14 protein-coding genes and 2 tRNA genes are annotated in these 21,772 nt (G+C 51.1%); 9 read left to right on the plus strand and 7 right to left on the minus strand.

Translation table 11 applies throughout. The annotated features are described in order from the left end of the window. Positions 1–104: 104 nt before the first annotated feature. The 7 genes from KKH67_08875 to KKH67_08905 are packed head-to-tail and all read right to left on the minus strand — an operon-like array spanning position 105 to position 9,561. On the minus strand, positions 105–1,190 hold the full coding sequence (locus KKH67_08875; GenBank protein ID MBU1319296.1) for a pentapeptide repeat-containing protein: 1,086 nt from the start codon (positions 1,188–1,190) through the stop codon (positions 105–107). Between the two features lie 58 nt (positions 1,191–1,248). Next, positions 1,249–4,431 (minus strand): metallophosphoesterase, encoded by a 3,183-nt coding sequence (locus KKH67_08880; GenBank protein MBU1319297.1) that lies wholly within the window; start codon positions 4,429–4,431, stop codon positions 1,249–1,251. Positions 4,432–4,455: 24 nt separating this feature from the next. Beyond that, a complete protein-coding gene (locus tag KKH67_08885; protein ID MBU1319298.1) occupies positions 4,456–5,322 on the minus strand; it encodes a hypothetical protein in 867 nt (288 codons plus the stop codon). Continuing rightward, on the minus strand, positions 5,315–5,761 hold the full coding sequence (locus tag KKH67_08890) for a DUF1795 domain-containing protein (GenBank protein MBU1319299.1): 447 nt from the start codon (positions 5,759–5,761) through the stop codon (positions 5,315–5,317). Before KKH67_08890 ends, KKH67_08885 begins: the two co-directional genes overlap by 8 nt. 2 nt (positions 5,762–5,763) lie before the next feature. After that, complete coding sequence (locus tag KKH67_08895; protein MBU1319300.1) at positions 5,764–6,645, minus strand: HEAT repeat domain-containing protein; 882 nt, start codon at positions 6,643–6,645, stop codon at positions 5,764–5,766. A 23-nt stretch (positions 6,646–6,668) separates the two neighbouring features. Beyond that, positions 6,669–8,378: a peptidoglycan-binding protein gene (locus KKH67_08900; GenBank protein MBU1319301.1), complete on the minus strand. Its 1,710-nt coding sequence runs from the start codon at positions 8,376–8,378 to the stop codon at positions 6,669–6,671. A gap of 7 nt (positions 8,379–8,385) precedes the next feature. After that, the gene (locus tag KKH67_08905; protein MBU1319302.1) at positions 8,386–9,561 is read right to left on the minus strand and encodes a hypothetical protein; all 1,176 of its coding nucleotides are present in this window, start codon (positions 9,559–9,561) and stop codon (positions 8,386–8,388) included. Positions 9,562–9,721: 160 nt separating this feature from the next. Here KKH67_08905 and KKH67_08910 point away from each other — a divergent pair. The 9 genes from KKH67_08910 to KKH67_08950 all read left to right on the plus strand — a co-directional run bounded on the left by KKH67_08910 (position 9,722) and on the right by KKH67_08950 (position 21,771). After that, positions 9,722–9,794 (plus strand) — tRNA-Thr (locus KKH67_08910). A gap of 260 nt (positions 9,795–10,054) precedes the next feature. Beyond that, a complete protein-coding gene (locus KKH67_08915) occupies positions 10,055–12,175 on the plus strand; it encodes a C10 family peptidase (protein ID MBU1319303.1) in 2,121 nt (706 codons plus the stop codon). A gap of 56 nt (positions 12,176–12,231) precedes the next feature. Next, entirely contained in the window at positions 12,232–13,890 is a 1,659-nt protein-coding gene (locus KKH67_08920) for a dockerin type I repeat-containing protein (GenBank protein ID MBU1319304.1), read from the plus strand. Further along, positions 13,887–14,747, plus strand: a complete 861-nt coding sequence (locus KKH67_08925; GenBank protein MBU1319305.1) for a kinase/pyrophosphorylase — start codon at positions 13,887–13,889, stop codon at positions 14,745–14,747. The genes KKH67_08920 and KKH67_08925 overlap by 4 nt, the downstream gene beginning before the upstream one ends. Positions 14,748–15,001: 254 nt before the next feature. Continuing rightward, positions 15,002–17,677: a PQQ-binding-like beta-propeller repeat protein gene (locus KKH67_08930; protein ID MBU1319306.1), complete on the plus strand. Its 2,676-nt coding sequence runs from the start codon at positions 15,002–15,004 to the stop codon at positions 17,675–17,677. Between the two features lie 124 nt (positions 17,678–17,801). After that, positions 17,802–17,883: transfer RNA gene (locus tag KKH67_08935), tRNA-Tyr, on the plus strand. A 453-nt stretch (positions 17,884–18,336) separates the two neighbouring features. Next, a complete protein-coding gene (locus KKH67_08940) occupies positions 18,337–19,803 on the plus strand; it encodes a DNRLRE domain-containing protein (protein ID MBU1319307.1) in 1,467 nt (488 codons plus the stop codon). A gap of 315 nt (positions 19,804–20,118) precedes the next feature. Beyond that, a complete protein-coding gene (locus KKH67_08945; GenBank protein MBU1319308.1) occupies positions 20,119–21,060 on the plus strand; it encodes an ATP-binding cassette domain-containing protein in 942 nt (313 codons plus the stop codon). Then, entirely contained in the window at positions 21,061–21,771 is a 711-nt protein-coding gene (locus KKH67_08950; protein ID MBU1319309.1) for an ABC transporter permease, read from the plus strand. Position 21,772 lies beyond the last annotated feature (1 nt).

Genomic DNA, 21,772 nt, shown 5'->3' on the forward strand with positions numbered 1-21,772 from the left:
TCTGCGCTCAAAGTGTCTGTCTGACGACCGAACCGATAATAGCGTTATATAAATCCTATGTCAAGAGCTTTTATGACCCAACATAGGGCATTCCAGGCCTTCCGTTACTTCGGCGCAAATCTATCGGACTCAATGTAATTCACAGTTTCGCTGTCTATCTCAATGCCATCAGTGTAGGTCACCCTAGCCAGAGAGAGTCTCCTGAACGTTCCGTTTGAAATGACCAGGTAGTCAGAGAATTCGCAGTCGCTGATCGCCACGCCAGTCATCTGTGCTCCCTCGAAGTTCGCACCTGATATCTTGCAGCTGGTAATCTCTCCACCAGATCCGAAAACTGACTCTACGCAATAGAGATACGCGAGATTGCTGTTGCGTAGGGTGAGGCTATCGACCTTGGAAATGTAGATTTTCGGCTCCGACATCTTCTCGCAACTGTCGATCGTGAGCAGCTGGCAGTCAGAGTTGACGATGTTGAGGCCATTGAAACCGCTGCATCCGAGGATGATCAACTGCTGGATCTTCGCTTTTCCAAAGGAGATGCTCTTGCTTTCGCATTTTTCAAACAGGAGCTTCTTTATAGTGCTTTCACCGAAGCTGCCTGACATGATGTTCGACTCAGAAATCTTTAGATCGTCGATTTTGGCATTGCCGAATACAACGAGTTCCAACTTGCCGTCAATGATCTCAGTCAAGTCGAATCTGGCATGATAGAGACTTGTGTTGTGCCAATCTGGTTTGATTAGCTTGGTGTTAATGAACTCTGCCCTGGTGTATATACCGGAATCATCGGCGCAATTGCTAAATGTGCATTTTCTGAAGGCTGCATCACTTAGCTTTGCTCTAACGCTTCGGCAGTCTGTGAAAGAACAGTTGTTGAATGTGCTCTGTTCAAAAGATACACCTCCGAATTCACACTCAATAAAACGGACATCCGTGAACTGGGAATTCGAGAAGTCGTCGGAGGCGAACTTGACATTTCTGAACTCCGAATTTGTGATCCGGGCTTCCCTGCCCGCGACATTCTTAAATCCAATGTTCTTCAACGATGACTGATTAAGCACGATGCCGGATATGTCCAGTTCCTCAATCAGCTTATCCTCGACGTGCCACCCCAACTGACCGACTTCGGCATTGAATTTCTCAATGTCTTTGAGATCACTTTTTTCCTTGTCGCTTAATTCGGACGTCATACAGGAAACTCCTCCCAGGCTGATCATGACCACGAATACGAGCCATATCCGCAAGGGCTTAACGGTATTTCTCAAATCGCCTTCTCCACTCATAGTCGGGTATTTCGGCTCGGTCCACATCTCTTTCGATTGTATACACTTTGTGAGTGTCAGTTCCGAATATCCCTCCGCCAGAGGTGTCCGAGTCTATCTGAATCTCGAAGTTCCACCTGCTGTCGAAATCGTAATGGGAAACGAGAGGGCTTCTCTGATTGAACTTTATCGACATGAAGATTGATCGCTCGTTGTTGCCGGCAACGAAATTGAAGAACGTCTGCGCATCCCTGCCGCGCGGTATTATCCATCGGCTTGAGCCGTCATATTGCATCTGAATCTTTTTCCACTCTCCATCGGCGGCATAGACATAAATCACAATGTCTTCCAAATTCACTAAATTGCGTACATGCTGGAAAATAACCAATCTGAATCTGTAGTCGACCGTCCCGCGATGTTCGTCGCGGATGAGGAACTTGTCCGATTCGAATGTCTCAAGGACTCGATCATGGTGACCGATTGTCGGGTTATTTTCAAGTATGTCATAATAGTCAACTGCTACCGCTATTCGCGGCTTTGTAGCCGCCTTGACAGGCTCCATCCTCTCGACATCACCCGCTGAATCGAAGCAGATCTTCGAACCTGCCGAGTGGTCACTTCCCACGCCGTTGAACTCGCCTGCCTTGTTGAGTCTCGGATGCGGCCCTGCGGAGTCTGACACTATCACTATGGGAGTGACTCGCCTGCCGGTAGCTCTAAGCGCAGGATAATCTGAGAAATCGTAGTAGCTGGTTTTCACCGAATTGTCACCGCTGTAATCTAGTCGGTTAATGGTGTAGAAGCCTCTTCGATGCGAATGCCCCGTCAATACGACCTGTATGGTGCGGCGAGTGACAAGATGTTCTTCATAGAGCGGCTGTCTGTTGGTCTCGAATGTCCCCTGATCATGATCGTCTGCATCCCAGTATGTGTCGAATTCCACATCTCCCTCTTCAGCAGTGCTCATGGGGATGCTTTCGAGATAGCTGACAAATGTGAAGTGGCTTGTGAATATGATCTTCTTCTGATCTTCGATTGCGCGGTTCAACAGTGCAAGCTGAGTGTCGGTCACTGGATCATCGGCTCTCGGAAGATGGCCGAAGCCCTGATCTATTCCGGGGAAATCTAGCACATCTTCCTCATCTCCCCACGCCATTCCGACAAGGTTTTGGTCAGGAAATCCTGAAGCGAAATCAGAGAAAGGAGTGAACACAGTATAGAACCACTGAAGTTTCTCGTAATGGAACGTACCCATTTCCTTGACTACCCCATAAGTCTCTCCGAATGCGAGTGTCGCTTCATAGATGGTCAGATTGTGATCCGCAGCGATGCCGGGATTGGCACGGACCCATGCGACTCGAGGAGAGATACCGTATGGCAGCGCATACGCATCGTGATTTCCTGTGACAACGTAAACGGGCTTCTGATATCTCTTGTAGAAATAGACTATGAGCGTATATAGGGCGATAGCGTCAACATAATCCTGATATCTTGATTCGTATGAATCGTCGAGGGCAACCTGATCCCAAATCTGCTTAACCGTTCTACTTGTCCTGTCCGGATAGAGCATTTTGTTGAAATCAATGAGATCTCCTGTAAGCATGAGCGCGTGGATCCCAGGATCACTTCCTACGCGGTCAAGCAGGGACTTTATGATGCGCGTGGAGACTCCAATCATAGAACCTATTTTGGGAGAATCCTCCAGCGGGATTTCTTCCTCAGCGACAATCAGCGTCACTTGAACCTGCTGTGGCGAGTTGTTCGCCTCCGCAGATGAGATCGTAATCGAAGACTGATATGTGCCTGGTTCCCTGCCGCTGGCATTGGTGGAAATGAGAGCTGAATTTGGATTGTCGGATGTAGTAACGCCCGATGCAGGACTGATGCTTACCCAGTCATCATCTGGAGCTGCAGTCCAATTCAGTGTGTCGCCTCCGGTATTGACTATGGTGACCGATTGAGGTCCTGTGTCGGCACCGCCCGGATGTGCAACAATCGCAACCGACTCGGGAGAAACGTGAAGGTGCGGAGGATTCTCAGTCTGTGGTGGCGGAGAGGAGGGAGGCACGACGATCTCCTCTCCCGGATATATCAGATCGGGATCGCCGCTTCTGAGACGCTGCGAATTCGGGATACCTGTTCCGCCGTCATAGTGCCAGAGCTGCTGCCATGTCATGCCATAGCGTGAGGCAATCTTGGAAAGCCAGTCGCCGCTCACAATGACATAGATGTCATATGTCGGGGCGGGAGAGGGGGGAGACTGAGAATCAGATTGAGTCTCCGATGGTGTCTCAGATGATGGCGGTGCGCCTTCGGATGGCTGCGCTGCGACCGTCTCAAATGGATACTCAATGACCCTTGCTTCGCATCTGGACAATACGGTCTGCCTTGCGGCAAGGTGAATGTCTGTCAGATGTCCCATGTTCAAGTATGGTGGGCATTGCTCGTAATAGACCACAGGATGATAGGCCTGAATAGGGTTCATCAGATCCGCTTCTGTGTGGTCAACATCATCTTCAGTTAATCTATAGCAGTACTGTCCACCCTCGATTATATTGGGACCATTCATATTTCGGAGAACAGTTCTTATTTGATCATCCTGAATCTCGTTTGATGTAATCTTTCCCGGTTCGACGCGATTTAGAGTATGTGTTGGAACGACACCCGGTCCGGATGCGGGAGCAGCACCGGCGGATGTTATCTCATGCCAGGTCTGATCATGCGGATAGAGCCAGAATAGATTATTAACACCGTTGGCGAGCAGATTAGTGTGTCTGATGGAGACGCAGTACAACTGCGTGTACGCCGCGTCACGAAGCATCTGAAGGGATTGGCTGTCAAGAACCCCTTTGAATCTGGTGTCAGTGGCTATGACATTTTCATCTAAGACTATACTGCGGAAAGATATTTCAACCGACCCATCCAATTGCGAAAGAGGATTAACTGAGAAACTTTTGGCCGGATCAAGGCCTCCGGTGATCTTTATCTGATAATCGATGTTGTCATTGGATAGTGTATAACCGTCATTTAGGAGTATTAGCAATTCAATATCCCGGGGACTCTGCGTGCCCACGACTACCTGCGGGGTTAGCAGCGACGGATATAATATCATTGCGGGAATGGCATAAATTACATCGTGACGTCTTCCGGTTGTACCTTGTGGACTCATGCTGACAACACCGTGCGCATTTGGTCAGTTCTCTCTTTCAACTTCAATGGAGCATCTTCCGGGCGGAACATCTTCCTCCCTCGCAGTGCCATCTCCGCCAAATGTACCTCGTCGCTGGCTTCCGTCAGCAAGATGGAGAATGTAGCTCTCGTTTCCGGTATAGTTGAGAACTCTGATCTCAATCCAATCCTTGAAGATCAATAACCCCGATTCTTGCTCCCGCCCATACTCAATATCATTGAGCTTGATCGTGAAGAAGTACTCCGGGGAATTGTAATTGCGACCGTACTCCTGCATCTCTTCTTCTGTCGGAATTTCGTCAGTATCTTCGTGATATTCGTATTCCCATTCCTGTTCGATTTTATCATCGATCACTTCAGCCCTCAGCTCAGTGATCTTGTCATGAGCACTGTCGCGATCATATTCATAGATGGTAAGCATCACCTCGGTATGGGGGCGAACATTCCTCACATCGGCTGAGAGTGTGAGCGTGTCGCCTCTGCGAGCCTCGCTCTGACTCCATCTCATGTTCGAAATCTCCGGAGGAGGCACAACGGGTATTCTGTCCGATTCACCGTCCAGTCCGTTGTCTGGAAGCTTGACCTCGAAGTATATCTGATCGTCTATTTCGGTGTCTTCCGGGATCTCGAATTCGCCGTCGTAAACGTTGTTGCTGATTGTGGCGCTGATCTTGCCAAGATTCTCGCCATTCTCGCTCTTACCTTTGATCTTGATCTTAGCGCCGTTACCGACGAACGCCGTCCCAATCGTGAAGCCGGCAGTCTGACCTGCAATAGCCGCGCCCCGTTTCCAGACCGCATAGATCAGCGACGAATCGAGCTCGATCTCGTGTTCTTCGTCGGTGCTTTTGTTGAAAGTCAGATCAGGCATCGTCTACTTCTGCAATTTCGTACGTTCCGGGTACGAGGGCTTCGATCAGTTTCATCATTCCGACGCCGACAGTCTTCAATGTCTTCTTCGAAAACTCACCGGAAAATGTGAACCCGATTCCGTCTTTTATCACAAAGACATATTTGTGGATAGCTTGTACTCCGCCGGATGGTGTCCACCTATAGACGAATTCGTGCGCCTGATTGCCTCGATCGAGAGTGATAGCTTCATCTTTGAGAACATCAACTCCTTGAAGAGTCGATTTTATCGGATCGATCCACTCCTTCGCGAAGTCGGCAACATCGAGATGTTGAAGCTGTCTGTTCAGCACAAGTGTCACCTGATGTGCAGTCTCGCCGTCGCTCGGTCCTCGAAAATGATAAACGGTTTGATCTTCCCAGCCACGGGGAATGTCCAGCTTGAAAATAGTCTCACTCATAGTTACTTCTCTAATGACCTGATGAAGCGTTCCGCCTCTTTAACTTGTCCTTCACTATATATCAGAAACTCATCTGTTTCGAACGAGAAGGGTCTGTCATACCATACAGCGATAAGATTGATTGCTGCGTCGCATACACGGGCGAACTCCGGGTCCGCTTCGGGATGGCCGATGTCATACGCATCTGAAGTATCGGCGAGGGCTGGGAGGAGACGTGAAGCGAGTCGCTTATCACTTATGTATTCCAGAGCAAGAATGACATCATAGCGACCCTCAAGAGGGGGAGTATCGATCTGAGACGCAAATTCATTCTTGAATTCCTCGTCGCCAAGCCTGGCCATGGCCAGTTTGATCTGTTTTCCCACGTTTGCATCGTCTTCCTGATCAAGTTGTTTCCGGAGAGGCTTCATCGCACTCGCATCATCGATTCTACCGATCAATCGAGCTACGCCGCCCCTCACCACCGCATCTGTGTTGCTTAGGTTTGCTATCAAACCCTGCAGGATAGCACTGCTGATGCGAGAGCGGATGGACTGCAGAGCCGACGCGCGGACTTGAGCATCTTTGTCCCACAGGGCTTCGACCAGAACAGTCGGGACACTCTCATCGTCGGTGAGCACCACGCAACTGAGAGCAAGCTCTCTGGTCTCGGGGTTCTCATTCTTAAGCAGCTCCAATAAGACCGGCATTGCAGGTGAACCGATCTCCTCGGCCTGGAGGAGTGCGTCATCGCTATCTTCCAGAACGGCTTTTCTAAGGCTATCGAGTTCCACTTTGTGTTCCCCTCTGCTTCTTTGCTGATCTCGGCCACCACATGCGATGTGGACGGCAACTACCAACGTCAGCACCAAGAGATACCAAGTGCTGACTCTCACGAATTTCATCCTGTTCCTGCTGTGCCTATCAATCAAGGATTCCTGTAAAAACTGGCTGACGACGCATGCCTCCGCGCATTATGACATTCATTGTCAGTTCGATCCGCTGGATTGTCTCTAATACTGATATCTGCGCCCTTATTCCGATTACCGTACCCGACGTTATGGCACCATCGATCACCCGCTCGCGACTGAAAAGGCCAGAGACCGTACATAAGTCTCTTGAGTGACCAGAAATCGGTCTTCTTGTGTGCAGAGTCGGGATCATCCTCTGAATGCGCAAGCGACGGATTTCTGAATCCATTTGCGAGCGCCATAGCATGGCCAAGTTCATGGGCGAGTGTCCTACCGATTTCGACCGCAGTCGAATTGAAGGCTCCACCCGTGCTGGCAAGGGCAATCCCCACGAGAGGCCAATTTCGATATCGCTTTGTCGAGTAGGTGATTCCGAATGCACCCTCTATATTTCGCACTACATACAGATTCAGTTTATTATCCTCAGTGGCGTGTCCCTCGGAGTCATTCGTCGTCATGATCGTGCGATATTCGGCATTTACCGATCCCCACGTTATGATGCCGGATCGCGACAGTGTCACAGCTTTTTCACGCCAGGCTGCAGTTCTGAATCTGACTCCGATTGGCCAGAGAATTTCGTTCGCAACGGCGATAGCATCATTGATCAGTGCCTGATTCCCGACTGGCGCCATTGCGCCGGTGTAATGAACACCACCCGTATCGTGGTCGGAGCCGTTTATTGTCAACCAATAGGGGCGAATAGTCTTGACTATCAGGGGAAGCACAACCACCTGAAGCGAAGCAATTTCTATTCGCTCCCGACCGCGCTTGAATTTGATCTTGACCGATGTGCTTCTCGGAACCGCTCCGCTGGGAGTCTTGGTCCGAAGCTGAAGTATGATTTCCCTGCCTGTCGGCAAAGGGTCGGGTGACACTACTTCCACGAGGGCAGTGTCCTCACTTTCCGCCATCAGTGACGTATTGCTTGCGAGGCACTCTCTGGTCAGCTTGAGACGAAACGGCGTCTCGCGTGCCATCGTCACAACTGGCCCCTCCAAGTCAATATTGGCACATTTAGTTTCTATGAATCCTCTGACATCCGGTTCGGGAGCTCTGCCCCAGGGGCGTCCGGATGTAACCGTTGCATCAGTGTTCGACGGTGCCCTTTCGAATCGAACCAGCGAACGACGAATAATGAAGACGTCATCAGTCGTATTGTCATCATCGGTAACCGAGTTCAATCTGGTTCGTGTTGTATTCCTGGCAATGCCGTCTGTTCTCAATCCGGTATCAGCCTGAAATCTCAGAATGGCTTCTTCCGATGCCTTGCCGAAGGTGCCGTCGACTTTGCCCGTGTAGTAACCGAGAAGCTGCAGTCTGCGTTGTATACCGGCCTGCATGGTGCCGTGCCCCACGCCTGAGTTTGCATTGCAATCGCCGAGAGTATCCCAGGCTGCCAGACAGATATCTTCGCCTGGGGCAGGTTCATTGATCTCACCATGTAGCTGCTTGACGACATAAGTTGTGCCGAGGACCGTCAATCGAGCGGTTCCGCCTTGGGCGATGCGCAGACCATAGTAGCCGTTGCCTTGCGGCCTGACCGGCGTATCCGAACCTTCAAGTGTGGCATCGCCACCATTGATAATGCTGTCGGCGTCGACGCCGGGTACTTTCTGAAAGCTTAGCAGCACATCAGCGGTCGTTGCCTCAACTTCCTGGTGACACATGAATCAGTTACCTCGGGAGTCTTCTCGCTCCTGACAAGTTGGGGAATTCGACTCGACTCTGTTCGGGCGGGATGTTCGCTTCAATTGCCTCGCCGTTACTGTCAAGAGTCCCTCTGCGGACCTCGCCGTTTGCGAAACGCACCACATAGGCCTCGGATGCGATCGGATTTCCATTTTCGTCTTTCAGCACTATCTTGAGGCTGTCGCTGATCTGGAGCATGCCTGAACGGGCCCGGCAGCTTCCGACATCAACGATGAAGTAGAATCGCGGAAAGGCGTAGCTCTGCGTGCGAGATCTGCCGAGAGTCGGATCACCCGTCCTACCTCTGTAACGAAATGTCCACTCGGCCTCGACGTTGTCGCCGCTCGATTCAGCTTCGACCGCATCCACAAGCTCATCCGCAGCAGATGCATTCTTCTTGAATATCTGGAACACGGCCGCTGTACCCGATTCGAAGCCCGATATCCCAGCCTGCAGGGTGACCGCCTCACCGACTCTGGCCGTAGTGGCTGACCATGTGGCGCTGGTTACGGCTCTGACCGAGACTTCATAGCTGCCTTCCTGCACGCCGCTCTGTCTGATTCTGCCTGCAAGTGCGCCTTCGGTTGTCTCGCCATCGGGGGATGTCACAGAATATCTGGCTCCCGTGATTGGTCGCCCTCCACCATCAACGAAATTAACATCGAGATAATGCTGCTCTTCTACCTCCGCCTCGTCGGAGGTGCCCTCGCTCTGCCCGCCGCCTGCCTGGCCGCCTCCACCGCCGCCGCCCCCGCCGCCATTGCCGATCAAAACATTTGGGCTGCCGATTATTATCTTCGCCTTGTTTGTCGGAGGTTTCTGAAATGCTGTGCCTGGAGGTGTAGGGATATGTGGGGGAGTATTCGATGCCTGGCTGTCGACAGTTGCCGCTGGCAAGCCCTCGATTTTGACCGACGAGCTCAGTCCGCTGTCGAGCATTCCCATGAATGGATGTGGCAGGGGAGTAGGTACTGGACCGCCGGGGGTCGGTACCATGACGATATGAACGTCGACACCGACGACTTGATCATTCTGCTTGGCAGCAGGCATATTGTTGATCAGAACTGTCACCGCTGTACCGATTACCGTACCGACCGGCATGTCAGTCGGATCGTTGCAGGTCATCGCCGTGTCGCCCATTCTTGCGGCAGGTTTTCCCATGGTTCCCCGGAGTTGTCTCTCGTTCAATCAACGGCAGAAAAGTTAAGAATGTTTGCGGCAGGAGTCAACAAATAGTTGTCAGGGGTGTTTCACCATTTGTGCTCAGATTCGACTTGACAGTGCCGACAGCGTAAGTATAATAGCTGGGCAAATAGTTTGGGCCGGCGTAACTCAGATGGTAGAGTAGCTGATTTGTAATCAGCCTGTCGGGGGTTCAAGTCCCTTCGCCGGCTCTTTTGACTGCCTGTGACTTCCCTGCATCAGATCAGACAGCAACTGGATTCTTAGTCCATCGCTTTTGGATGTTCTTCGGCGCGAGAGGACTTACTCCGACCACAAGATGGTCTATGCGAAAGAGTCCGCGCCATCACTTGGGTTGAACCATTCTTAAGTTATTGACAATATTGAGATTTGTGGTAAATTATCGCAAGTGGGATAATATACTCGACTAAAGTAGATCGCAATAATCCTGTATATGAGAGGAGCTTCAAATATGGTCTCCAGCAACTTCGCACCAGCAACCCCGCCAAAGAGACGTGAACTCCAAAATCTCAGCATCATCTCTTGTATCCTATTTTGCATTCTTACAGTCACAATAACTCCGGTGGCCAACGCCGAACGCGCGGCACCATCTGAAATGCAGCAAGTCTGCCAAAACTGGATTACGGAAATAACGTATTCCCATGGCTCGTGGGCAGGGGGGACAGCTCCATCGATTAGCTCCGTCGATGACATTCTGATGAATGACACGCTGCTTGCGCATGTGTACGCCATAGAGCCGTCAGGCTATGTCATAGTGCCTGTTCTCAAAGAGTTGCCACCTGTAAAAGCCTACTCTACAGTGTCGAGCTTCAATCCGAAAGACGCCGATGGATTCGCTGCGATGATTCGCGAGGTGCTGGAGCATCATGCGCGGCTATTCGTGAATACCTACGGCAGCCTTGATGTGTCGCAATCCGGAATGGACACGGAATTATTCGGTGAAGCAAATGGGGCGGAGTGGACGCGTCTGAACGTGGATACCGATATATTCGCATCGAGCCTGGAGAGCTCCAGCCGAGCTCCGATGGAAACCCTTGGTCCGTTGGTGACCACGAGTTGGCATCAGGGGAGCCCATACAACTTGTTCTGTCCCGATGGTGACGGTGGCAGATGCATAGTAGGCTGTGTGGCGACAGCATCAGCGCAGATTCTCGCTTACTGGCAGTGGCCCTCATCTGGTTCCGGAAGCTCGAGCTACTACTGGAGCGGCGACAATTCTTGCGGCGGCAGCACACCCGGTCACACTCTGGGGGTCGACTACTCTGATCTCTATGACTGGAACAATGTTGTTGATGTCTGCGGTAGTAGCTGCACGCAGGCGCAGAAAGAGGCCGTCGCTGAGATTTGCTATGAAGTCGGCGTTGCATTCGAGATGGATTATGGCAAATGCGCCTCAGGAGCTTACACTGCCGATGCTCAGATGGTTTTTCCGACATACTTCAGATTTGACTCAGGTGTTTCCCGTCAGAATCGCTCTTCCCATACACCCAGTTCCTGGTTTGCGCTGATTGGCGAAGAGATTTCCGCGGGAAGGCCGATACAATACAGAATCAACACTCATTCGATCGTCTGCGACGGCTGGCAAACGGTCGGCGAAACGAAGCAGTACCACATGAATTATGGATGGGCCGATAGCCATACAGCATGGTACTCGATCGACAACCTCTACTGCAATTGGAGCGGGTGCGATCCGATGGTCGAATACGCTATTATCGGCATTCAGCCGGAGCCCGACTCAGACAGCGACGGCTTGCTCAATTCCGATGACAATTGCCCGACTGAATATAACCCTGATCAGACGGATACTGACGGCGACGGACTCGGCGATGTCTGCGATAACTGCATGAACGACCCGAATCCTTCACAGGGAGATGTGGATGGCGACGGCATGGGCAACGTCTGCGATCCCGATGCCGACGATGACGGCATTCTCAACGAGGCCGACAACTGCGATCTCGTAATCAATCCGGCTCAGCAGGATGGCGACGGCGACGATGTCGGCGACGCATGCGATAATTGCCTTGAAGTTCAAAACCCATATCAGTACGACGAGAATTTCGACGGTGTCGGTGACGCCTGCGATGGCGAGATGCATATTCAGAGTTACATCCTGCCGGACGGCTATCTGGGTCAGCCTTATTCATATCAATTCTGGGCGGTTGGTGGAGTGGAACCTTATACGTGGACCAAGGTTTCCGGCCAGCCTCCTTATGGTACCATATTCCAGGCTGGTGAAATCGGCACGATCACCGGCACTCCATCGTGGCCGGGGGAGAGCTACTTACAGGTGGCGATGCAGGATTCTGATACTCCGCCAAACTACGATACCGTAGCGATCAGTATATCTATTTACGAACTGCAGTTTCTCTGTGGCGACGCCGACAATAACTTAGCTGTCGACATTGACGATGTCGTCCATCTCGTGTCATATGTCTTCTCAGGAGGTTCGTCTCCCGATCCTGTTGAGATTGCGGATGTCGACTGTAGCGATGGTGTCGACATTGACGACATAGTGTATCTTGTAGAGTACATATTCTCTGGCGGCGCGGAGCCTTGCGCAGGCTGTCCATAGTCTCCCTGCCCTGCGAAGGCCTGCAAATGTGACTATTGATCGGGCGGCTCATTTCAATGAGACCGGAGGAATACAACATGATCAAGTCGAGAGTTGTGACTCTGTTTTTCCTGACTCAGTTTATTGAAATCATTCTTCTGTCGAGTGGGCTCTATGCTCAGCAGAGCACGTCCGGACCCGAACCATTGCCGGGAACCGACCCGGGACTGCGACCTCCGACGCGATCGCAAGTTGTTATAACAGGTGTACCAGCCTATATATGGCATCATGGCTGCGGACCTACGGCTGTCGGAATGGTAGTCGGTTTCTGGGATGGCAATGGTTTCTCTGATCTTGTAGAGGGGGACGCGAGCACGATGACGTCGGATGTGCGGGCAATGATTGCCGACGACAGCGATTATCCCGGTTGTGGTCAAAGTTGGTACGATCACTATCAGGATTACTCATGTCCGATAGATAATGGATCGAACATCGTTCCGGATCGATCCGAATCTGGTGGTGCACATGTGGACAATTGTGTGGCTGACTTCATGCACACGTCAATGAGTAGCTACTGGAACGCATATGGATGGAGCTGGTTTGGCGATGATAATCTCGGTTTCGTTGAATATGTCGACCTGGTGCTGCCGGAGGCAAACCCTTATGCGCAATCGGACATGTATGAAGATTTAACCTTCGATGATTACAAAGAGGAAATCGATAGCAGGCGACCTGTTGTTCTGCTGGTCGACACTGACGGGGACGGCGGAACCGATCACTTCGTGACTGGAATCGGATATGACGAAGGCACCTTGAACTACTATGGCATATACGACACATGGGATTATCAGGTCCACTGGTATCGATGGCGACCACTTGCACCCGGCAACTCCTGGGGGATTTTCGGACTGACGACCTTTGGACTCGATGTCATTTGTGTCGACAGTGATAGCGATGGTTTCGGCGATCCGGGCTATCCTGATAACACGTGCCCGGAAGACAATTGTCCTTCTGATTTTAATTTTGATCAGGCAGATACAGATAGCGACGGGCTGGGTGATGTATGCGACCCAGACATTGATGATGACTCAGTCCCCAACGAAGAGGACAACTGTCCCTACACTGTGAATCCGTCTCAGCTCGACGATGACGGTGATGCAATCGGCAACATCTGTGACAATTGTCCCGACACGTATAATCCGGAGCAATATGACGAGAATTCCGACGGAACGGGCGACGCATGCGATGGGGATCTTCACATTCAAAGCTACGAACTTCCGGACTGCACAGTCAATGAGCCTTATTTCTACCAGTTTTGGGCGGTAGGAGGAGTGGAGCCTTACTACTGGCAAAAAATAGGTGGCCAGCCGCCATATGGTTGTGTGTTCACCGGTGGTCAGGTAGGTACTATCACTGGCACGCCGACATGGGTTGGTGACTACTACCTGATCATTGCGCTGGCTGACTCAGATTCGCCCCCGAACTCTGATACGATCGCGGTGTCAGTCTCGGTTATCGAACCTCCTAGGCCGTGCGGCGATGTTACCGGCGAAGGTGGCGTCGATATAGATGACGTTGTTTATCTTATCGCCTATATTTTCCTGGGTGGTTCAGCCCCCGATCCGCTGGAAATAGGAGATGTAGATTGCAGCGGGCAGATTGACATTGATGATGTTGTTTATATGATAGCTTACATATTTACTGGTGGACCGGCGCCGTGCGCCGACTGCGAATGAGGGACGAAGTTAAGCAGATTATCATCATCTCGGATGGTACCGGTAAAACGGCCAAGAGGCTGATGGACGCAGTCCTCTCCCAGTACTCCGGTCACGAAGGGGAATTCCGGCTTGGAAAGATATACAGCTCGGCCAGAACAAGAGAGCAGCTCGACAATATCCTCGATGAGATTCCTGATGGGTGCCTTGTCATTTTCTCGATTATCTCCTCCGATGTCTGGACTTACCTGCATGACCGCCTTCACGATGAACAGATATTGCACATTAATATTCTCGAACCTATGCTCAGCACAATGGAGAAGTTTCTCGGCCTCCATCCCGAGTACAAACCGGGACTGCTTCATATCATAGATGACAGCTACTACAACAAGATTGATGCAATCGGGTATACTGTCGAACACGATGACGGTCTTGGGCACCAGCTCGGTGAAGCCGATCTGGTTATCATCGGACCATCGAGAACCTGCAAAACACCTATTAGCATGTACCTGGCATGCAATGAGGGACTGAAGGTCGCCAACATTCCGATTTTCCCCAACGATCAAATGAAGAGCAGGTTGCTCAAGAGGCTCGAAGAGATAGAGAGTTGCAGGATTTTCGGCGTTACCATGAATCCTGATGTTCTCGTATTTGTGAGAGAAGACAGGGCGGAGTTTTTTGGCGGCAGCGAGGCAGGCAAGGCGGCGCTTGATGTCTACCGGGACACATCGTATGTGCGGCAGGAGATCACATATCTGAGGAATCTCTGCAGCAGTCAAGGTTGGCAGGTCGTCGATGTAACGCGAAGAGCGATAGAGGAAATCTCCAACGAAATCATGCACAGGTTGAAGGCTGATTGCGGGTCGTCCCGTCGCTGAAATGAGGATGAGGACAACGGTCCCCACCTGCACATTCTCATTGACTGCAACTCTGGAGTCGCTATATTAAGAATGGTACTGCATCCCGTCATTACTTCATTGGCGGAGCACATCGATATAGCAGCATTTTCGAATAATCGGAGGTAAGTGCATCAAGAGTACGATACCTTCCACCGGCTCACATCAAAAGGCTCTCATACATACATTTCCGGCCGACACAAGCATTGTAACACAATCTGGAAGAGAGGCAGTCCATGAAACCAACCGATGCCAGAATTAGCTTCATCTCTGCAGCAGTGCTGACACTTATGTTGCTCTGCGCCGGTACAAGCGTGCTTCAATCGGGCGAACTGTCCGGAGCGAGATCCGCCTCGGCCGATCCGATCTGGATCTACGACTCTGATCTCACTGTAACTCACGTCGAAACCGCCGATCTTAACGCTGACAATATCAAAGATGTTATCGCCAGTGAGTACAGTTCCGATTACTACGGAACGCCCTCACGGGTGCTCGCCATTGATGGCGCTACCGGCGATACGATTTGGTCGTATTTGATTCAGGATGGTATCCGATCGATGACAATCGGTGATCTCAATAATGACGGCGTCGCGGATGTTGTGTTGGGCGCCTCCTACAACGCGACCGGTACACCCGATGGACAGATTCATGCGCTCGATGGCAAGGATGGTGCAGTGATCTTCACCTGTCCTATCGGCGCAACAATCGAAGATGTTGTGATCGGCAATTTTACCGGCGATGAGAATATGGATGTGGTCGCCGCCAGCTTTGATGATTATGTCTACGCTGTCGATGGAGAAAGCGGCGCCCTGCTCTGGAGCAACGAAATTGGCAGCATGTTTGTCAATGCGGTCGCCGCCGCAGATGTCAACAACGATAACATCGATGATGTAGCTTATGCTCATGAGTACTTAGCGGGATACGACAATTATTACGGCATGCTTGATGGCACCGACGGTTCTGATATCTGGGCCGATACAGTGCCGTATGTCGTTGTAGATGTATTGCTCGCGGATGTCGACGGAGATTCGGACATCGAATTGATCGTAGGAGGAATCTACAGCGACGATCATGCTGAGCTGTTTGTGCGTGATGCTGCGAAAGGCGATCTCGAATGGTCATACAATCTCGGCAGTGTCGAGCATGTGAATGGAAATATTCTAATCGAAACTCATGATGTTGATCAGGACACTGACCTCGATATAGTCGTTGGTCTGTATCTTGGGCCGAGTCCCATGCTGGCATTCGACGGCTCCGGACCGACTGCCATGTGGGTAGCTGATCCTATTGGAGTGAACACTCGCGATATGACTTTTGGCGATTTCACGGGTGACTACAATCTCGAAATCGCCGTCGCAGGTGGCGACAGGGTGGTGGTGCTGAAGGCTGATGGTGGTGAGGAGCTTTACTATTATGCTGTCGGAGGATCGATGTACAGTGTCGCAACAGGCGATTTCGATGACGACGGCGTGACGGACATCGCAGCCGGGGGCGGTGCTGATTTCACCGGCACTCCGCCCAACCCTCTGAAATCAGTCTGGGCACTCAAGACAGTCGTCTCCACGGTTAAATGGGAATTCGATTTCGGCAGCTACGGAAATGCGATAGCGATGGGTGATCTAAATGGCGACGGTTGCGACGATGTCGTAGGTGTCTGCTCGAGCACCCGGGAGGCATGGGCTATCGACGGCGACAAAGGGACCGAACTTTGGCATTGGCAGGCGTCTGATAACTTGTTCTGCGTCACAATTGATGACTTTGACGGCAATGGTCTCGGTGATGTCGCTGTCGGCGGCTACGACAATATTGTCACAGCACTCAACGGAGAGACAGGGTTGGTGCTGTGGCAGTTTGTGGACGCGACCGATGATTACTACCGCAAATGCCTGAAATCCGCAGACTTGAATGGCGACGGCAACTTCGATGTGATCGCCGGTAATGAAGATAACTTCATCTATGCGATAAATGGCGAAAGCGGAGGATCGCTCTGGTCCTACGATTGCGGATCGGATGCCACGGACGTGATAGTTATGCAAATGAATGGCACAGGACCGCTGGATGTGATCGCAACAGTGGGCAGTGGGAAAGTAGTCGTTGTCGACGGTTCCGATGGCTCGGAGCTTTGGACGTTTGATGGTCCCGCCGGATTAGAGCACCTTGCCGATCACAACATGCTCGATTTTCCAGCGGAATCATTCTTCGATGTCTTCTGTGCTGTGACACCATCTGGCACAAAAGGCGTCATAAAGGTGAACTCAGAGAGTCACGATCAGGATTGGTTTACGCCTCTCGCTATCGGCTCCAACACGCACGGTATGTGGTGCGATGATGTCAATGACGACGGAGTTGCAGACGTGGCAGTAAACGGTGGGACAACAGCGAGCTACGTGACACTTCTCGATGGAGTCACCGGAGAGATTCTCTGGGACTTCCCGACGGGAGGAGAAGTCAATACGGTCGTAATCTACGATGTTAATCTCGACGGACTAAATGAAGTAATCGCCGGATCCGACGATCAGAATGTCTACGCACTGAACGGTCAAACAGGCGAGCTCATCTGGAATTATAGCACGGCAGATGACGTGATTCATGTCCTGGTCGGCGATGTCGACTGTGACGGCAGACCGAATATTGCATGTGTGACGTTCGGCAGTGATGGGGTCATCTATGCCTTCGAATCGCTTGCCCCCATCGGTCCGTCATATGTCTGCGGCGATGCTGACGGCAGCGAAGCGGTAGATATCGACGACGTCGTATTTCTGATAACATATATATTCGCAAGCGGACCAGCGCCCGATCCACTCGATTCTGGAGAAGTCGACTGCACTGGAGCTATTGATATCGATGATGTAGTTTACTTGATAGCGTACATATTTGCGAGCGGCCCCGCGCCGTGCGCGAATTGCCTGTAGTAGGGTGTTTTACGAGGGGGAATATGGTGGCCTGCTCTCGCAGCGGGCCACCTTCTGTTTCAATAAGCAGGGTTAAAAACAGCTTGCATCGACCGAAAAAGCGTATATATTGTCGCCTCGACATGGAGGGGTTCCCGAGTGGCCAAAGGGAACAGACTGTAAATCTGTCGTCAACGACTTCGGAGGTTCGAATCCTCCCCCCTCCATATGATCCAGACGGTAATGACTGTCTGGCTTTTTTGTCTCGGCGTGAATTCTCCAATCGTCCGGCACCGGGAGTTGCTTTCTTACTGCATATTTCCTTGACAACACCTCAAGAATGCAATGATTTCAAATAAGGTTGCATGCACAGTACAAATCGAGTGAAAAGAGAATACGATTGGTTCGGCAAAAGTCACTCAGCCTGAGTTAAAGCGTGCCTGAAGCTACCGTATTCTCGCGGCATTCCAGTGCTGTTCAGGTTTGAAGATCACTGTTCGCTCTGAGAACAGGTATTTGTTGCTGTTGCTGATCTCTTGATTTAGTGCGACAGCACCTATCCTTCCAAACGGCAACCCCTTGTCAATTGATGCATTTCATCCCCGCAAACAGCACGCGATTTGCTCTATGATTAGGTACAACCTGAGAGGCTGAAACACAGCCTGAAAGGAGATCATAACATGAATAGGCATACGCTGATTTTTGCAGGAGTCCTCCTGCTGATATTAGGCGCGAGCTGTGGTCATGAACAGCTTCCAACGAACTCAACCGATGCTTTCTCACAGGGGGCGGGGATAGGATCGGACGACTCTTCACAAAGCCTTGAGATCATTTCGGCCAAACTCAACTTCTTTGTTGTCGTGCCTAATGGCCAACCAGTCTACCTCCATCGAATCGAGGAAGCCTGGGATCCTGCAACAGTGAGCTGGAATACGTTTGCAGGGGCATACAGTTTGGATGTCGAAGGTTCGGTAACGGTTGCGGCAGGGGGATGGCACTCTGCGGATATTACCGGTCTTGTGCAAGGCTGGACAATGGATTCTGTCTCGAATCACGGCGTTCTGCTTGAGCAGTCTGCTCCGGCTGGAGCTCCGGTTGCCATGCACAGCAGCGAAAAAGTCGGCTTCTCTCCGTTTATCGAGATATGCTATGCGACCATGGGCAGCATGATCTGTGATACTGTCATGCCGTCAGGCGATGCCTTCATTGATCAGGCGCTGCCCGACGCGTCAACAGGCAGCAACCAGATACTCCTTCTCGGAAAGATGATGATGCCAAATGCGGAGAAGCAGGCACTTCTCCAGTTCAATATGCCGGACATGGTCTACGACGTCGAATACTCATCCATCAACGGCGTTGTGTGGGAGGATGACGATCAGGACGGCATTCTTGACCCGGGCGAAACTGGAATCTCAGGGATTCGCGTCAACCTATATGATTGTCAGGACGTTCTTCTTGACAGCACTCTGTCCAACCAGTCTGGATCATACAAATACGATAGCCTGCTGGCAGGCGGTTTTGTTGTGGAATTCATGGCGCCGTCTGGCTACTTCTTCAGCCCGCAGGATCAGGGGCCGAGTGATGTTATAGACAGTGACGTTGATCCGTCAACGGGGCGCACGGAATGCTTCGCGCTTGGCGAAGGGGAAGATGCACTGAATTGGTCTGCCGGATTATACGCTCCGGTGTTGATTGACTCCGGGTGTACGCGACCATTGGCTTATTGGAAGAGACTCGTCGGTGGTCTACAGGTTAGCAACATCTCGTCGCTTCTCCCGATATGGCTTGGGGCCAACATCGGTTCCAGCAGCATATGTGTTGAGGATGCTCGGGATGTCTTTGATGTGCTTAGGATGAGAACTTATGGTTCGCCCTGGAATGGCATCACGAGACTGTACGCGCAATTGCTTGTAACAAAGCTGAACATTGCCTCAGGTGCATTACCTGACGAGGTTGAAACCGAGATGAAGAACGCTGATGCGTTCCTCGCACTGAACTCCTGGTCCGATTGGAGAGGTCTCGACAGGCAGAAAAAGTACATGGTCATAAAGTGGATATGGAAATTCCAGAGATACAACAACGGTGTCATTGGACCTGGCCGCTGCGGTCAGGTAGGGAATTCACTTGAGGATGAAGCCAGCCGCTGAGCTGGAAGTGACCGGAGAACTACTTACGGCAGGTTCCGATGTCGGTGATACCGATATCGAGCCTGCACTTTGAGTGATTACAGGAGCTTTGCTCCAGTGAGATGACCCCATACTGTGTTCTGATCCCAGATCCCTGCTGATAATTTTCTACTGAGTTCCCCAAGAAAATTCTGGAACCGTGGAATATCTTCAATGTAGAAATATATTCGAAGACTATGAACACATGCGCATGAAGGCAAGATCAAAAAAACTCTTGATTTTCTAACAGCGATTTCATAAAGTAGCAATTCAAAGATATCAGATTTTGTAAGATATATGATTGAGATAAAGAATCTATCCAAATACTACGGCGACTTTCCCGCTGTCGATGATATCTCATTCGAGGTACCCAAAGGACAGATACTCGGATTCCTGGGTCCGAACGGCGCGGGCAAGACGACGACAGTCCGTGTGGTGACGGGATTTCTTCCTCCGACCTACGGAACTGTGCTCGTTGATGGTTACGATATCTCATCCGATTCAATAGAAGTCCGCAAACGCATCGGATATCTGCCGGAGAATACGCCGCTTTATACCGAAATGAATGTCATCGACTACCTTAAGTTCATCGTTGATATGCGCAAAGATGGCATCTCCCGACCGGGCAAGCGGATAAAGCAGGTCGTAGAGCAGTGTGGACTTGGTGATGTCACGTACAAGGATATCGGTGAACTCTCCAAAGGCTTCCGCCAGAGAGTCGGCATTGCGCAGGCGATGGTACACGATCCGCCGATTCTCATCCTCGATGAGCCGACGGCAGGGCTCGATCCGAATCAGATTGTCGAGATTCGCAGACTTATCAAAGATCTCGGTCGAGAAAAGACGGTTATACTCTGTTCGCATATACTTCCCGAAGTGGAGGCGACGTGCGCTCGTGTTGTAATCATTCATAATGGCAAGATTGCGGCTGATGGCAGTCCTAAGGAGCTGCAGGCGTCATCGGAAGGGAAGGGGACTGTTTACATACAGATCAAGGGCGCCGGTCCGGAACTAACACAGAAGCTGGAGAGTGTCCCCGGCGTAGAGCGAGTGACGGATGCCCGGAACATTGGAGAGAACATCTCTGATTTCACTTTGGAAGTCTTCAAAGGCGCTGATCCGCGCGAAGATCTGTTTAGGCTTTGCGTGCACAACAATCTCGTGTTGCTGGAGATGAACCGGCGCGAGATTTCACTGGAAGATGTGTTCCATGCTCTGACAAAAGCGGAGGGCATGTAGATGTCGAATATCTGGGTGCTTACACGTCGCGAACTGAAAGCATATTTCAGTTCACCGATTGCATATATCATAATGACTCTCTTTCTGCTGTTCTCTGCGTGGTTTTTCGCGTCATCACTTTTTCTTGCAAACACTGCAGATCTGAGAAGTCTTTTCTCCGGCGCGAGGATGCTGTTGCTCTTTTTCGTACCGGCATTAGCGATGCGGATGCTTGCGGAGGAGAAACGCTCAGGAACGATTGAGATTCTCTCGACCATGCCACTGAAAGACTGGCAGCTTGTGCTCGGCAAGTTCATTCCGTCATTCCTGCTGATATCGATCACGCTGCTTCTGACACTTGTTCACTATATCACGCTGGTCATTCTCGGGAATCCCGATTTTGGCGCGTCATTCGGCGGGTACGTGGGGATGTTCTTCATGTCGGGAGTCTATCTGTCGATTGGCCTATTCACGTCGAGCTTAACGAAGAATCAGATCGTGGCATTCATCACAGCATTCGTGATTATATTTGTTCTCTTTCTGCTCGATAAGATCGTAATCTTCATGCCGAGCTATGTCGCGACCATCTTCGAGTTCCTTTCGACCGACTATCACTACGAGAATATAGCACGAGGCGTTATTGATAGCCGCGATGTGATCTACTACGTGTCGTTGATTTTCTTTTTCCTGTTCCTGACGGTCAAGTCGCTTGAAACGAGGAAGTGGAAGTAGT

It is taken from the genome of Candidatus Zixiibacteriota bacterium (genome assembly GCA_018820315.1).
Classification (GTDB): domain Bacteria; phylum Zixibacteria; class MSB-5A5; order JAABVY01; family JAHJOQ01; genus JAHJOQ01.

What these genes read in the sequence shown, in the direction of transcription:
- KKH67_08875 (MBU1319296.1), bottom strand. Translation starts at nt 1,190, where the DNA reads ATGACGTCCGAATTAAGCGACAAGGAAAAAAGTGATCTCAAAGACATT.
- KKH67_08880 (MBU1319297.1), bottom strand. Translation starts at nt 4,431, where the DNA reads ATGAGTCCACAAGGTACAACCGGAAGACGTCACGATGTAATTTATGCC.
- KKH67_08885 (MBU1319298.1), bottom strand. Translation starts at nt 5,322, where the DNA reads ATGCCTGATCTGACTTTCAACAAAAGCACCGACGAAGAACACGAGATC.
- KKH67_08890 (MBU1319299.1), bottom strand. Translation starts at nt 5,761, where the DNA reads ATGAGTGAGACTATTTTCAAGCTGGACATTCCCCGTGGCTGGGAAGAT.
- KKH67_08895 (MBU1319300.1), bottom strand. Translation starts at nt 6,645, where the DNA reads ATGAAATTCGTGAGAGTCAGCACTTGGTATCTCTTGGTGCTGACGTTG.
- KKH67_08900 (MBU1319301.1), bottom strand. Translation starts at nt 8,378, where the DNA reads ATGTGTCACCAGGAAGTTGAGGCAACGACCGCTGATGTGCTGCTAAGC.
- KKH67_08905 (MBU1319302.1), bottom strand. Translation starts at nt 9,561, where the DNA reads ATGGGAAAACCTGCCGCAAGAATGGGCGACACGGCGATGACCTGCAAC.
- KKH67_08915 (MBU1319303.1), top strand. Translation starts at nt 10,055, where the DNA reads ATGGTCTCCAGCAACTTCGCACCAGCAACCCCGCCAAAGAGACGTGAA.
- KKH67_08920 (MBU1319304.1), top strand. Translation starts at nt 12,232, where the DNA reads ATGAGACCGGAGGAATACAACATGATCAAGTCGAGAGTTGTGACTCTG.
- KKH67_08925 (MBU1319305.1), top strand. Translation starts at nt 13,887, where the DNA reads ATGAGGGACGAAGTTAAGCAGATTATCATCATCTCGGATGGTACCGGT.
- KKH67_08930 (MBU1319306.1), top strand. Translation starts at nt 15,002, where the DNA reads ATGAAACCAACCGATGCCAGAATTAGCTTCATCTCTGCAGCAGTGCTG.
- KKH67_08940 (MBU1319307.1), top strand. Translation starts at nt 18,337, where the DNA reads ATGAATAGGCATACGCTGATTTTTGCAGGAGTCCTCCTGCTGATATTA.
- KKH67_08945 (MBU1319308.1), top strand. Translation starts at nt 20,119, where the DNA reads ATGATTGAGATAAAGAATCTATCCAAATACTACGGCGACTTTCCCGCT.
- KKH67_08950 (MBU1319309.1), top strand. Translation starts at nt 21,061, where the DNA reads ATGTCGAATATCTGGGTGCTTACACGTCGCGAACTGAAAGCATATTTC.